Below are 13,600 nucleotides of genomic sequence, written 5' to 3' on the forward strand. Positions count from 1 at the left end.
GCTTTTTTTTCATGACTTAATATTTTAATGAATAAATACTTAAGCAAGTTACAACCTTATTTGTAAGCTACCGCTGTAGGCGGTTTTTGTTCAACTTGTAAATAAACGCAATTGCGTTTATCTCTCCATTATTCATTCAATGTATTACGTATCCCCCCATATTGGAGTTACAAACGCTACTTGAATTTCTCACCAATCAAATTTATGAAAAACCAATAGCAAACAATAAGCTTACAGAAGTAAAATCATCAACATACATAAAATAGAATAAGTCTACATAATTATGATTGGGTAATAAAACCAAGCTGTGGTACTCCTACCACAGCTTGGTTTGTTTGTTCCTTTATTGTACAATTCAGTCCTTATGAGAGTATGGAACAAACAAAGATTTTTTATCATTACATCAATACCTTGTCCAAAACAATCGAAAAACCATTTGTTTTCTTTCATCTATTTCTTTGAGAGAAAAAACTACACAATGATAATGGTTCGACTTTTATTGTTTAGGACACAATTGGCTTAGATCTAATAATTGGCTTTTTTTGTTCCAAAAAGAAGTCGCTCATCGTATTCGGGAGTTCCTTTCTTGAAATATTTATTTGTCCATGAATCGTTTTCGCATAATAATAAGGCTTTAAAACGTTCGTCTTCACTTAAGCTATTAAAATCGTTTCGATTCTGAAAATGACGGAATAATCGAACAAATTCAGTTAAAAAGATATCTGCTACTCTTGTATTACCATCAATTACAAGCATGTTCTCATCATTAGAAACCGTAGAAGCATTACTAAAATTAGCAGAACCTGAAATTACCAGGGGATTATCTGTTAATGGATCAACAAGTAAATATTTTGTATGAAGGTAATCAACATAGGTATTTAGTCCTGTAAGGTATTCCTGTTGTATCACTTCAGTTCTTGCATCAGTGGCATCACTCCATTCCTTTATAAGATCACCATACACAACTTGATTGTTAGGTATTTTAATAAAATCGTAATAATCCAAAGGAATTGGTTTTCCTGCTTCTTTGGCTTTAGCCTTCTTCTCATCAGATTTTTCTTTGCTATCTTTACTTTCCAGCAATACCTGACGTACTACAGGTCCATTTGTAGTATCGCTTGGCTTTTGAACGAGTTCCGTACCAATTTCGCTACTTACACCAAAGGCTGCAGTGAAATGAATAGAATTTTCTGCTTTCCCTAATCTTTCTGCATACCATTTTAACATGTCGGTTGTAAGCCTGGGACTAAAAATAGGGGTTATGGTATTTTTCTTGGGATCGCCTGAAAGATCTTTTTGATAATTAACATTCCAGTTACTTATCCCCTCTTCACCTTTAGATGTTTTTCGTTTAGGATCTTTTGAGAGCTCAGTCCAATAATCGAAATAATTTCGCGCAACTTCAGGATCGCGAACGATATGTCCAACATTAGATTGCCCGAAAATACCACCTTCAGTAATGTTTGTAGAACCGGTCCATACTTGCACTGGTTTATTGTCTTTTAAGAGTACAATGAATTTATTGTGTGAAATTTGCGCTTTTGTTCTTCGAATAAAAAGTTTTTCCCATTTCCAAGTATTCTCTTTTTCCTTAATTCCTATTTTTTCTATTGCTTCATAAGCTGCTTCTCCCACTTCGTCTAAAGATTCAACTTTAACTTCTTTTCCCTTTTTAACTACTCTTGTTGTTTTTGTTTTTGAATGATGAATAATTTTAACATCAGCTCCAATTTCCATCGATTCAGCAAATGCCTCAAGAACCGGAATATGTGTTAATTCATAAAGAGATGCTCTTATACTGTATGAACTGTCTTTAGCTTGCTTAATAAAGTTTATCATGGCCGATTCTAAACCTCTTGATAGCCAATCCCATGCTTCATGATTCGGCACATCATCTGGTTTTATACATTCTTCCCAATATTTTCTACCATATTTTTCATTATGGTAATACTTTCTGTATTGACCAAACTTCTCGCTATAATACTGACTTCCTGCTACACCACGATTAAAAAATACAGCGTGTTTTTTATGTTCCGATTCTTCTGTTAAAACCTTAATCTTGATCATAGAATCTTCTTCGGGTTTTGCAGGATTACCATAAAAAGGAGTAATTGAATAAGTATAACTTCTACCCGGAACAGTGCTATAATCACCCCATAAAAAGGATTGAATGGGATTAGTCATAGAATCTCCACCAATTTGTCCATCTTTAAAATGCTGATACCCTCTTAGATGAATTGTTCTTTTTGTAGTTTCATCTGTTCTGCAAATACCAAATCCAATTAAATCTTTTTTGCCTGCTTCTGTGGTATTGAGCCCTAAAAGAACAACATGAGTTCCTGCGATTGCTTGTACAGAGATTTTTTCTCCTTGAACGAATGCTTTCATTAGTTTTTATCTTTTTGATCTTCCTGATCATCTGTATTTGGTGATGATCAGGAAGTTTTTTTTATACTAAATGTTTATTCTTTGGTATTAAGTTTCTCTCTAATTTACGGAGGGAGGTATTGGTATGTCATGCTCAGGCATTTTAGCTCCATAAACATTCTCTGAGGCAATCCTATCATAATCAATAGCAAACACTCTTGGGTTCTTAATTTTTGGTGTCTGACGATGAAGATTGGCTGTTACCGATAGCAACTGAGCCAATGTTTCATCAATAATTTCTGTTGGAACACCAAAGAATAAGAAATTAATTGGCATCAGATTGTTCAAGAATATAACATTCTTGGTTTGTACTTTCGTATTTCCTTTGATAACAAACTGATACCTTGCTCCAAAACTTCTTTTCGAGAGTGCATCTTTTAAATCTAACTTTGCAACGCTAGCCTCCTTTCCAAGAATGTTAATGGTAGGGTTTTCAAGAATTTCATTAACCCAAGCCAATAAATCAGGAAATTCATCGGTTTTTGTTGAACCACTGGCGATAAAGATCGTATCCTTATTTCCATTGGCTAACCACTCCATTAAATGTTTTCGATTCATTGTTTCATGACCTGGTGTAGGCCCTCCTGTAATTCCTATAACCAAATCTAAATCATGAAGACGTTCTGGTGCAAAATCGTTGAAACAAGCATGTTCTTCGATATCTTGCAATGCAGGCTCATCATCTCTCTTCTGCCACGAAGGAATAGGATTTGGTCCTTGTTGCCTACCTACTTTTATGTCGCAACCAATAACTTTTGGTTTTTCTTCACAATCTAATCCCCTACGATCCAGTCGAGCATGTAAGGAACGAATAAACCAACGACCAATATTACCACGACTACCAATCACCATAGCATCTCGGTGTTTCAACACCATTCCGTAAGAATACATAGCCGATGTAATCGCATTTAAACAGGATTCGGCAACACCACTAGCTTCAATTTGGGTTTTCTTGAAGGACACTGCAACAGCCATATTCGGAATAAATAATTTTCCACCACAATTGTTTTCAGTATCAACATCATGGTCGTATCCGTTTCTGGTATATTCAACACTACCTACCACTTTATTGTTTTTCAGAACATCAGACATCTTTAAACAACTTCCTAGTTTGGCATCTGTTTCTTCATCTAATGGACAAAAATACTGTTTGCGGACATCGCTTACGGTTTGTCCATTAATTGCCGATTGATTTAAAATAGGTGTAATGTAACCTCCATCTTCCAGAACAATAAGCTCTCTGCCTTCTGCACTTGAGCGTGTTAATTGCTTAAAAAATGTATCCATACAAAGACATCTCATGGCTTGAATAAAGGTCATTTCTTTCTCTTTCATTACTTTATCCAGTTGATCGTATTGCATTTTTGCATCTTCGGCTTTTGGTAAAATGGTAAAATCGCGTTTTACCGAGTAAATTCCCTGAGCCTGCTCTGCACTTTCGGTAGTACTATTTTTAAGAATAAAGCATCGAGATTCATCTTCTGGTAAATCTAATAAATCAGGTCTGTATGCTTTTTCTGCATCAACATTGTACCCAACAAAAACGGTTGCTAAATCTTTACAACCTAGAGAACGTAAAACAGAGATACATCCTAATACTTCTGCCGTGATGTGTTGAATCATCAAAATAGAAGTATTTGCAAAAGGTTTTGGATCACCTATTTTTCTTGCTGCCTCAATTAATCCTCCTATAGCAGGCATATTATGAACATAGTCATCTACTTTATATTTGCTTTTAGTTTCTTCTTTTGCTGCTGCCCGCATAAACTTTTCTCTATGAGCAATAGGATCGATATTTGTTATGCCATATGGATGATCAACCTGTAAACCATGTTTACTGGCTTGCAGCAAGTTTTCTGATAAATTATTGTATTGAGAACTCATAATTTTCTTTTTTGATATAGAATAATCTCTGAATTAATTTTGTGTTGTTGTTAGAACAGTTTGTTCTAAGCAAAAATCATCTGTTCCAGATCTGAACTTTTTCGACTGATAACTTAAATCAGGATTAAGTTGTTTTACCAAAGTGTCGAAAAATTGTAATGATCCTGCAAGGCACATAGCTTTAATAGTCTCATTATCCATACCTGCAGCATGTGCTGCAGCGTAATTTGGACATTTGTCGCATGCAGTATTGGTTACAACCTTTTCGGGAGTATCTTCTACAATTATATCAATACCACCGATTCCCTTTGCAATTTCAATAACTTTACGGGCTGTGTTTTGCACCATAAATTTCTCGCCTCCAGACTGCTCCTTGATCTGTTTACCTAACTCAAGGCCACTTGCCACATTGGTTTTAGTTAATAATTTTAGGGCTGGTTCCATACCAAACTCCTCTATAACCTCTTTTACATATGCATAAAATTGTGTGTATACAGTTTTTGCAACTTCAAAAGCTTCTTCGTTTGTCATTGTTTTAGTTTTATATTTTGTAATAAGCTATATATCTATCTTTTAAAAAGATTCATTATTTTATTATAAGGATGGTGGAAAAGGATAATCCTTTTTAAGATCACGCCCCAGATACACTTTTTGGGTAGCCTTATTATTATAGTCAGTTGGGTAAATACCATTTTCGATATTCTTATTTTCCATAAGAGCTACCGCACAACTAGTTACCTGGCTATAGGTTAAATCCATAATTTCGGTTGGAGTACCATAATACATGAAATTAACCGGCATGGTATTATTAAGCAAGTAAATAGTTTTGCTTACCTGAATGCCTTTTTGTTTAAACACAAAAGTAAATTGAGTACCTAAGTTGCGTTTAATTGTTGTTGGGGGCGGAGTCTGATCGGGCCACATTTGCTGAACTGCAGCAATTGAAAGTTGATCTGGAATTGGACCGGGGATAAGAGCATCCAGTATAATGCCATTTATCGTTTTTTGTTCAGTTCGTTGATTCAATACACTTTCCAACCATGTAAGCACATCGGCAAACTCTACAGTTTTTGTACTACCTGAAACAAGATACAAACTCGATTTTTTATCGCCAATGGTTAACCAATCGGCAACGTCTTGCCCGGTAATCGTTTCATAGATTACTTCCTTTTCTTCGCCTGTTTCAGGATCTTTCTCTGTTCGTGTTCGTGGCCCACCGGTCCAACCCAATATTACATCAATATCGTAACGTGCTTCGGATTCCAGGTCTTTGTAAGCAAATACTTCGCCAGCCACATTTTCCAGTGGCACATCGCATGCCGACCACATTGCCCAATCGGGAATCGTTTCTGGCCCTGGTTTTGGCCATGCTAATTTAATATCGCAACCCCAAAGTTGGTCTTTCGATGATTCAAGAATATTAGCAATATGACCTACTGATAGTCGGCCTAGATTTCCGCGTGCTCCCATAACCAGAACAGTTCTGTCTCGTAAACTGTATCCTGTTGAGTAAAGCACCTGAGATAATGCATCGATACAAGCAAGTGTAATTGAATCACCTTCGAGCATAATTTTTTCGTATGATGCTGCGATGGAAAAAAATCTGGTTTTCATGACACGCTCCTCTCCAATAACCGCACTCATATCATAACCATTACGTGTAAGCTCAACACTTCCAAGAAAAACATCTTTCATTGCATCGGCAAATTGTTCTGGAAGTATTCTATCGGTGTTAGCATCGTCGGGTACCATATGAATTTTTCGGAATTCGGCAATAGAAATATTATCGTGAATTGCCTGATCGATAATTGGGTTTAAGTAACCTCCATCTTCCCATACAAAAACTTGTTTTTTATCTACATGTCCACGTGCAACTGCTTGTAAAAAATTATAGGCAGCCAAACTACGTTGAGCATTAAGAAAAGTAAGTGGCTTGTTTAATGGATTCTTAACAATGTCATTACCACTAAAAATCTTATTGAAATTATCACTTGGTAAAGGACGATCGGCAGGAAATTTATTAAAACTTTTAACAATTTCGTAAATACCTTCTGCCCATGCCGGAGAACCTGGTAAAGGTGGTCTTGATTGAAGAATACAGCTAGTAAATAAAGCGTCAGGAATATCATCCAAAATTTCACGCCAAATCATAGTTTGAAGTGGATTGTAACCTACAAAAATGGTAGACATATCTGTAGCACCCCATTCGCGCAAAACACATAAACCGCCATAGGTTTTATCATCGATATGATGAATCGCAACACAAATTGTGTTCTCAAGAGGTCGGTTTGTTCCAATTTTTGCCCCCTTATCGCCTCGTGTGATTTCCATCGATTTAATGCAATTTGGCATTCGCTTAAGGCAATTGTAGATTTTGTAATTTTCTTTGGTATGTATTTCTACAGGAGCACCGGCTGGAGTAAGCGGATTTTCGAGTTCTTTTTTTAAGGTCTCTATATCAATTATAACACGTGTTCCATCTGTTATGCCATGCTGAATACTTGGATCAATATCCATTTGGAAATTTTTCTGTGTATCAACAGTAGCTGCCAAATGATGAATTGGACTTGTAGCAAATTGTTTTAGTTCACCTAATTTTTCTTCTAAGCTTAAAGTTTCCATAGTTTTTCTTTTAGTTTGTTTACTTCTTGTTTCTTTGATGATGCGAATCCCAAATGATTATACAATCAATAAAGCTGTCTGCTAGCGTAGAGATACTTTATCCATTCAAAACATTATATTTATTCCAACATATGAGTATTAACAAAGCAACTTGAATATCTGTCCTATCAAATTCATTAAAAATCAACAGGAAACAGTAAATTTTAGTCATGTAAAAAACAACACAGATATCAAGAAGAACATATTTAATTAAAATTGAGTGTAGTCAAGCTGTGGCGCTCCCACCACAGCTTGGTTTTGCTTGTTCCCTTCCAGCATTATTCAACCAAAACCAGAAAATGGAACAAACAAAGGTTCTTCAATACTTAAACTACTTCTATAGGAATGGCTTCCATTTTCAAATGCAATTTGCTTCGTTCCGAAGCATAGCGACGAATTGGAATGTATAAGGTTTTGTAATTGATATTTTCAATAATGAGTCGGTGCTCCCCTTCCGGGAAGTGCCTGAATCTAAAGGTACCGTTCGCAGTTATGTGGGTCGATAAATCCATACCTTCTACCGATACCTTGCCCAGTGAAATTGGCTCACCGCTAGCCTTGTCTTTTAAGTAACCTAACACATCGTAATGGCGTTGTACTCCTTTGGCCTTTTGTCGGGCTGCAAAATAGTAATTCACAAAATCGGGATGGGTAGCACGCAGGTTTTCAATGCTATAATCCAACTTGTAGTTTAAAAGCTTATTGATCTTCTTCAATAAACGATTGAATTCATCCCTTGCAGTAGCCTTGTCCTCTTTTAAAAGAATCAGATCGGCGCGCTTTTGCTCAAAGGCTTTGCCATCGGTCTCTACAGCCGCAATGCTTTCTTCGCTAACACCAAAGGCTGGTAAATCGGCCACATGCTGCCTAGCAATACCAATGATCTGCTTGTAAAAATCAATCAGTTTCAATTCGCTAAAGCTCGTTAAAACATACTTTGTAACACTTGCCTTCCCCAATATCTCACTGTTTGATACAGAGTTGGCATAACATACCAATCCATTACATACAAGATAGAGCTTGTCTATCAAAGATTTCTTTACTGCATTTTTTTCGCCAATTAACCATTTTACAGGCTGATCGGCTTCCTCTTTCAAATTTAAAAGTTGTTCCAGATCTGAAGCAAACTGATCGGCCTGAGCTTTGGTGTTCACATTGGTTTCATAAATACTCGCATTCTCAGTCAAAGCCGTATTGGTTTGTACAAAAGAATCTAACTTTAAATTACTTTCATTATCCATTCTTTAAGTTTTTTTAAATAGTTGATAATCATCCCAAAGACACAGAGTCGCGCTTTATGATTGTATCATACAACAGCACGCGACATAAGAGGTTTAATTTATTTCGTTTATTGATCTATCAGCTCTTTAATTTTTTTGATTTAGCTGAAATCTGAAGGATATATTTCCATTCTGGAACGATCTATTTTCATTTCTGAACCTTCTATTTCCATTTCTGCACAGTCTATTTCAATTTTTGTTGGATCCATTTTCATTTCTGCGCAGTCTATTTCAATTTTTTTTGGATCTATTTTCATTTCTGAACAATCTATTTCCGTTCCTAATAGATTTACCATTAATGATTTTTGGCATACACACTCTCTGGAAGTGTATTCTTCCATTTATTGAGGATGTAGACCAATCTGCAGATTATGCAGAGCCAATAATTATGAGCTTAAGTTTTGCTAACAGCGAAGTACCGGTGCCAATCGGAATCGAGGGAGTCATTCAGCAAATGTAAAATACATCAACCTAATAGTCTTTTATGTATTTAAAGTGTAAACCAGAGCTAAAATCCTACTTATGATCTATTACTCTAGCAGTTGTTTGGTTGAATCATTACTTAAAGTTAGAGAATATTTTCTTTAATTTCCAAACAAAAAGATGATTAATATTAAAATATCATCTGTTTGTCAGTCATTAATAGCCATTCGCATCACAGTAAACCTTTAGTGTTTTCGGTAAAAGCAGAAGAAAGCTGCCAGATATAATTTTTTTATGAAATTATTATTTTCAGCAAAACCTATCCTTTAATCAGGATTATTATCCTTATTTAATAATGAAGAAGGAAAGTAGATATTATGTATTGTTTAATGAGTAATTCTAAACACCTACTCTTTTTTCTGCAAGTTTAGTTCAATGGTAATGCAGCTTGCAATTATACCTCAACTCAGCCCTCCCCTTCAGGAAAGGAAGTTGTGCAAAAGGTAAAGGTGTTTGATCAATTTCTTTGTGATCGTATTCTGGTGTGATGACAGAATTGATTTCAAATTCATTTCGGCGCATTAATTATTCCACACTAAATTGCTTCAGCAGTTGCGACGATTATAAACCGTGTCATTAAGCCAGGGCGGCGGTCATTATCATTCTCTTCCCCTGGACTAGAATGATACTTGCCTTTCAGGCAAAATTCATTTAAAACGCCTCTTATCTATTATACTAACAGTGACATTCAAAAATTTATTGGACCCATAGATGAAAAAGTCGTAAAGAACAGAATTCCATGGACGAGGTACCTTGTTTTGGTTCTTTAAAAGGGAAACACTCAATCAGATAATACCATTTGAAACTCATCTGCATCAAAAGGAAATGGTTCACGGCCTCCAATAAAAAAGCTGCTCTTTCTTAATGAAGAGCAGCTTTTAATTATAAGCATAAGCCAAATATCATACCAAATGAGCCCTATAAATCACATCTTTTCTTTTAGGCTCTTTTTGTATTCTTATTCTGCGATTACCATTTTCACCTGGTAAAAAACACAATCAATGGTATAACCAATTACCAAAGTATTTAGCTTTTTATTATTGTTTTCTCCATTAACAGACCATACATTCTGATTGTCAGGCACAATACTTGTATCATTATAATTAAATGGATGATCTTCGCCTGTATTTTCATCTTGTATATACTCAATATTAGTATTACTGATTCTATCTTTTAAAGGCTCAACATCATCAATTGTTACAAGCTCTCCTCCTCTGTAATACTGCCAGTTCAAATCAATTTCAGTGATTACGCCATCTGCATCAGAATTAATTGTAATCGCTGGAACAGGAACCGAAATTTTATCATTCTCCAATGGCAAAATAGAATTTAAACTATATGAAGCCAATTCAGTGCCTGAAGTTGTTTGCATTGACCATTCTCCGGCTGGTATATCCCCCTGAAGAAGATCAGCTGAAGTTTCACCACCAATAAATCCCATAAATTTAAATTCTGAACCTGGATCGAATGCTTCGCCATGAATTGGAGTTTGATCGTTATATTTTTCACCATTACCTCTTGCAACTTCTGCTGGAGGAAATAAGTGCATGGTATTTTCCAAACCTTTACCCCAAGCATAAATCTGATATCCTGCATAAGACAAATCATCAGCATCTATTTGTTCTCCGAAAACCAAATTTGAAGAAAAAACAAAACCAGGACTTGCAAAGTTCTTAAAACCTGTATTGGTAAAATTCATATAGGTTCTAATATGATCATCCAGTCTCGACATTTTTTGAATCAATTCTGATTTGCCTTCAACAACGCTTAAGTCTGCAATTGTCTTTTCTGCAATCAGTAGTCCATCTTCCGACGAAGATGGTACATTACCCAACTCGATAACGCCACTTAGGTATCCTGAGTTAAGATTTTCCCAGTACTCTTCACCACCTGCATCAATCCCCACAAGACCTTTCACTCTATTGTTTTCCATCAAGAACACAATAAACTCTTTCTCATCTTCAATATCCAGACTAAAACTTCCATCTTCTGCAATTTCAATCTTAGTGGTTGTCATTCCGTCAGCAAAGTTATCTTCGGTAAATTTTTCGGTATACACAACAAGAAGTTCTCTTGTTGCTTCGTCTGCTGCAGACTTAGTTCCCTCATCTACGATTTGTCCTTTAAAACGAATTTTTCCTTCTGGTACTACCTCTTTTGCCAGTACTGTGATTTCACAAGTTTTGGAAATCTCGCTATCTACCGCAGTAGCTGTAATAGTAGCATTTCCTGCTTCAACAGCAGTAAGTAATCCTGATTCGTCAATGGTAGCAACCTCTTCATTAGAACTTGACCACTTTACGCTCTTATCAAAAGCATCCTCAGGCAGAACATTAACCTTTAACTGTTTTGTTGCACCCACTTCCAATTCCAAAGCAGATTCCTCAAATTCAATCGAACTTACTTTTACAATTGCATCTTCATTATCATCATCACATGCAACAAATGTAAAAGCACACAAGAGGCACAAAGCCGAAATAATTTTTCTATACATAAAATAGATGTTTATAGTTATTTCTTGCAAAATTAAAAGTTATTTTAACTAAATGAAATATCAAAAACATCACCTCTCAACACCTCAAAACATAAACCATCCACTATATCATCTAACTTCCAGATTTTTACAAACACAGCTCTCCAAGTTTTATGAGCATAAGTTTTAAATTCTAACTATACATCAATAATTAAATCCTGTTTTTTAATCAACAACATCTCTCATTCAATAAATAAATTCAATTGGTTTATGAAAATTTAGGAGAAGCCGTATTAATGATAGAAAAATCCCTTTACAAAAGAGTATGTAACAAATTTAGTCCTTGATAATTTCAATCTCATCAGCCAGGATGGTAACGACCGTAATATAGTCTTTGCCTGATTTTTGCATCTTGTCTCTTAAACTTTTCACCTCAACAGATGATAGGCTGTCTGCAACACCAGTTTCCTGCTTGCGCTTCACCCACTCCTCATCTATGCAGGGAGTGTGATCGATGTGACACAAAAGGGTTTTCTCACTGTTTACCTGGTCAATAAATGATCTTTCAACTCGCTCTATATCAACCCTACCAACAATCTTTAGTTTTTTATGATTGTACTTGGCACTAAAATGAAGTAACAAATTAGAAGGAATCACTTTTACCGCCGAACCTTCCTCCGATTTCAGCTTTAGCTTCTTTTTACCGGCTCCACAAAAATGAACAGCCATGCCTTCGGTTTCTATTCTTTTTCCTTCGAACTGTTCTGCACCATTTACCAGTTTGTCAATACTTAGTTTTTTCGCCTTCTCTTGATTACAGGCAAACAATGCGATGACTAGTGCAGGTATTAGCAATATGTATTTCTTCGTACTCATTTTTAATTAGAATCAGTTTTAAAATTTTCAACATACTTAACAGGGACAAAAGAAATATTTTTCCGTATGTGCGTTCTGTATTTCACCAAGTCAGGAAACTGGTAGAAAAATTTAATCTTTTCATATTTACCACCACTTTTTAATGGCTTATCCGATAAAACAAAAAATGTCCACGACTCAGCAATGTCTTCCTCGGGACTTTCGGCAGCATAGTCTGTTACAAACTCCTCGGCATGATCGAGATAAAAATCGTACAAGCGGTCTACCAACTTTTTCTTGTTTCGTTTCTTATTGATTCTGTCCCATTCTTGCAGCAATTTTGGCTTCCAAAACTCTTCCACAAATAAGTTCAGATAACTTCCCTTGATGGCATATCCCTCGGTGGTTAGATATCCTCGATCTGGATCTTCCGTTTCATCATCTGTCAATTCTATCTGCGAGGTATTTAAAGTCAGCAAATGACCAAACTCATGAATCAGCGTATGGGTGTAATCCAATATTTGAATGGAATCCCGGGTAAAAATGTTCATGTCCGCAGTATCCAAATCGATTTGCCAAAACTCAACCGTTTCATCCAATTGATTCATCCCTCCCATGTCCTCACTTTTTCCATCGGAAAACAATCTCAAGGATAGCACATATTTATTCAATAAATCGTTGGGTAAAATGGAATGTATGGTTTCCCAGTACTGAAGTCCTAACTGATCATTTTCGGATTTGTTGCTTTCAATGTTTCCATTTTTTACATTCCAAACCCCTACTTGATTCTGACCATATGTAAATTGTGAAATACTTAATAGTGTTGTAATTAATAACAGAAGCTTTCTCATTCTTAGAAGTAATGTATCTATTTTGTGGAGTTTTGAAGAGTAATTGAGCTTGTGTTGTAATATTCATCATTCTGATTACTGAAGCAACACATCGCAGTTTGCATCATCATTTTAGATACTGTATGTACTCTTCAATCTTATTTTCCAATCTTTTATTCAAATAGTCATTTTTATTGATAAGTGTCTCACTAATTATTTCAGCCTCTTTACGATATTTCTCCTTTTTAACTTTGTCCCAGTAATATGGAGGCTCCTGAAGGTTTGTGATTCTATCGGCCAACTTTACCATTCCAACTTCCTTTTCCAATTGATTAATGCGCAACAAACTATCCAACATTTGCTCTTCTTTCGAAGGAAGATTTTCATTTTTGCTCAAAGCCAAAACTCCCTGGGCAACTCGTTCTCCAAATGTTTCCTTTAGTTCACCGAACTCAGTATTCGTATCTTCAATGGTATCATGCAATATGGCAAGTTGAATGGCAAAATCCACATCAAAATTCTTCTCTGCTGCATAAGCCATCAATATCTCCATGCTTACATTGGAAATGTGCAGCAAATAATTCGAATTGCTTCCTGGCATCTTCTGATCTTTGTGTTTTTCACCAGCAAATTTTATTGCCCTCTGATATATTTCTTGTGTCATATATTATTCTTTTTAAACGTTGTAATCGGTAAAATGGACACCA

10 protein-coding genes are annotated in these 13,600 nt (G+C 35.7%); all 10 read right to left on the reverse strand.

The annotated features are described in order from the left end of the window. Positions 1-525: 525 nt before the first annotated feature. On the reverse strand, positions 526-2,388 hold the full coding sequence (locus BXY64_RS20700) for a phospholipase D-like domain-containing protein (RefSeq protein ID WP_120241877.1): 1,863 nt from the start codon (positions 2,386-2,388) through the stop codon (positions 526-528). A 99-nt stretch (positions 2,389-2,487) separates the two neighbouring features. Beyond that, positions 2,488-4,311 (reverse strand): hypothetical protein, encoded by a 1,824-nt coding sequence (locus BXY64_RS20705; protein WP_120241878.1) that lies wholly within the window; start codon positions 4,309-4,311, stop codon positions 2,488-2,490. A 33-nt stretch (positions 4,312-4,344) separates the two neighbouring features. Continuing rightward, positions 4,345-4,842 (reverse strand): hypothetical protein, encoded by a 498-nt coding sequence (locus BXY64_RS20710; protein WP_120241879.1) that lies wholly within the window; start codon positions 4,840-4,842, stop codon positions 4,345-4,347. A gap of 63 nt (positions 4,843-4,905) precedes the next feature. Beyond that, complete coding sequence (locus BXY64_RS20715) at positions 4,906-6,933, reverse strand: hypothetical protein (RefSeq protein ID WP_120241880.1); 2,028 nt, start codon at positions 6,931-6,933, stop codon at positions 4,906-4,908. A gap of 365 nt (positions 6,934-7,298) precedes the next feature. Continuing rightward, the gene (locus tag BXY64_RS20720; protein ID WP_120241881.1) at positions 7,299-8,213 is read right to left on the reverse strand and encodes a peptidase associated/transthyretin-like domain-containing protein; all 915 of its coding nucleotides are present in this window, start codon (positions 8,211-8,213) and stop codon (positions 7,299-7,301) included. 140 nt (positions 8,214-8,353) lie between these two features. Further along, positions 8,354-8,593: a hypothetical protein gene (locus tag BXY64_RS20725; RefSeq protein ID WP_147376066.1), complete on the reverse strand. Its 240-nt coding sequence runs from the start codon at positions 8,591-8,593 to the stop codon at positions 8,354-8,356. 1,100 nt (positions 8,594-9,693) lie between these two features. Beyond that, the gene (locus tag BXY64_RS20730; protein ID WP_120241883.1) at positions 9,694-11,229 is read right to left on the reverse strand and encodes an Ig-like domain-containing protein; all 1,536 of its coding nucleotides are present in this window, start codon (positions 11,227-11,229) and stop codon (positions 9,694-9,696) included. Positions 11,230-11,544: 315 nt separating this feature from the next. Continuing rightward, entirely contained in the window at positions 11,545-12,084 is a 540-nt protein-coding gene (locus BXY64_RS20735) for a hypothetical protein (protein WP_120241884.1), read from the reverse strand. A 2-nt stretch (positions 12,085-12,086) separates the two neighbouring features. Beyond that, a complete protein-coding gene (locus BXY64_RS20740) occupies positions 12,087-12,914 on the reverse strand; it encodes a hypothetical protein (protein WP_120241885.1) in 828 nt (275 codons plus the stop codon). Positions 12,915-13,020: 106 nt separating this feature from the next. Beyond that, positions 13,021-13,557, reverse strand: a complete 537-nt coding sequence (locus BXY64_RS20745) for an HD domain-containing protein (protein ID WP_120241886.1) — start codon at positions 13,555-13,557, stop codon at positions 13,021-13,023. Positions 13,558-13,600 lie beyond the last annotated feature (43 nt).

Origin of the sequence: Marinifilum flexuosum (assembly GCF_003610555.1) — a bacterium.
Lineage (GTDB): Bacteria > Bacteroidota > Bacteroidia > Bacteroidales > Marinifilaceae > Marinifilum > Marinifilum flexuosum.

Bases quoted from the DNA above. Each gene is read 5' to 3' on its own strand.
- BXY64_RS20710 (WP_120241879.1), bottom strand. From the start codon at position 4,842: ATGACAAACGAAGAAGCTTTTGAAGTTGCAAAAACTGTATACACACAA.
- BXY64_RS20720 (WP_120241881.1), bottom strand. From the start codon at position 8,213: ATGGATAATGAAAGTAATTTAAAGTTAGATTCTTTTGTACAAACCAAT.
- BXY64_RS20735 (WP_120241884.1), bottom strand. From the start codon at position 12,084: ATGAGTACGAAGAAATACATATTGCTAATACCTGCACTAGTCATCGCA.
- BXY64_RS20745 (WP_120241886.1), bottom strand. From the start codon at position 13,557: ATGACACAAGAAATATATCAGAGGGCAATAAAATTTGCTGGTGAAAAA.
- BXY64_RS20730 (WP_120241883.1), bottom strand. From the start codon at position 11,229: ATGTATAGAAAAATTATTTCGGCTTTGTGCCTCTTGTGTGCTTTTACA.
- BXY64_RS20705 (WP_120241878.1), bottom strand. From the start codon at position 4,311: ATGAGTTCTCAATACAATAATTTATCAGAAAACTTGCTGCAAGCCAGT.
- BXY64_RS20715 (WP_120241880.1), bottom strand. From the start codon at position 6,933: ATGGAAACTTTAAGCTTAGAAGAAAAATTAGGTGAACTAAAACAATTT.
- BXY64_RS20700 (WP_120241877.1), bottom strand. From the start codon at position 2,388: ATGAAAGCATTCGTTCAAGGAGAAAAAATCTCTGTACAAGCAATCGCA.
- BXY64_RS20725 (WP_147376066.1), bottom strand. From the start codon at position 8,593: ATGGAAGAATACACTTCCAGAGAGTGTGTATGCCAAAAATCATTAATG.
- BXY64_RS20740 (WP_120241885.1), bottom strand. From the start codon at position 12,914: ATGAGAAAGCTTCTGTTATTAATTACAACACTATTAAGTATTTCACAA.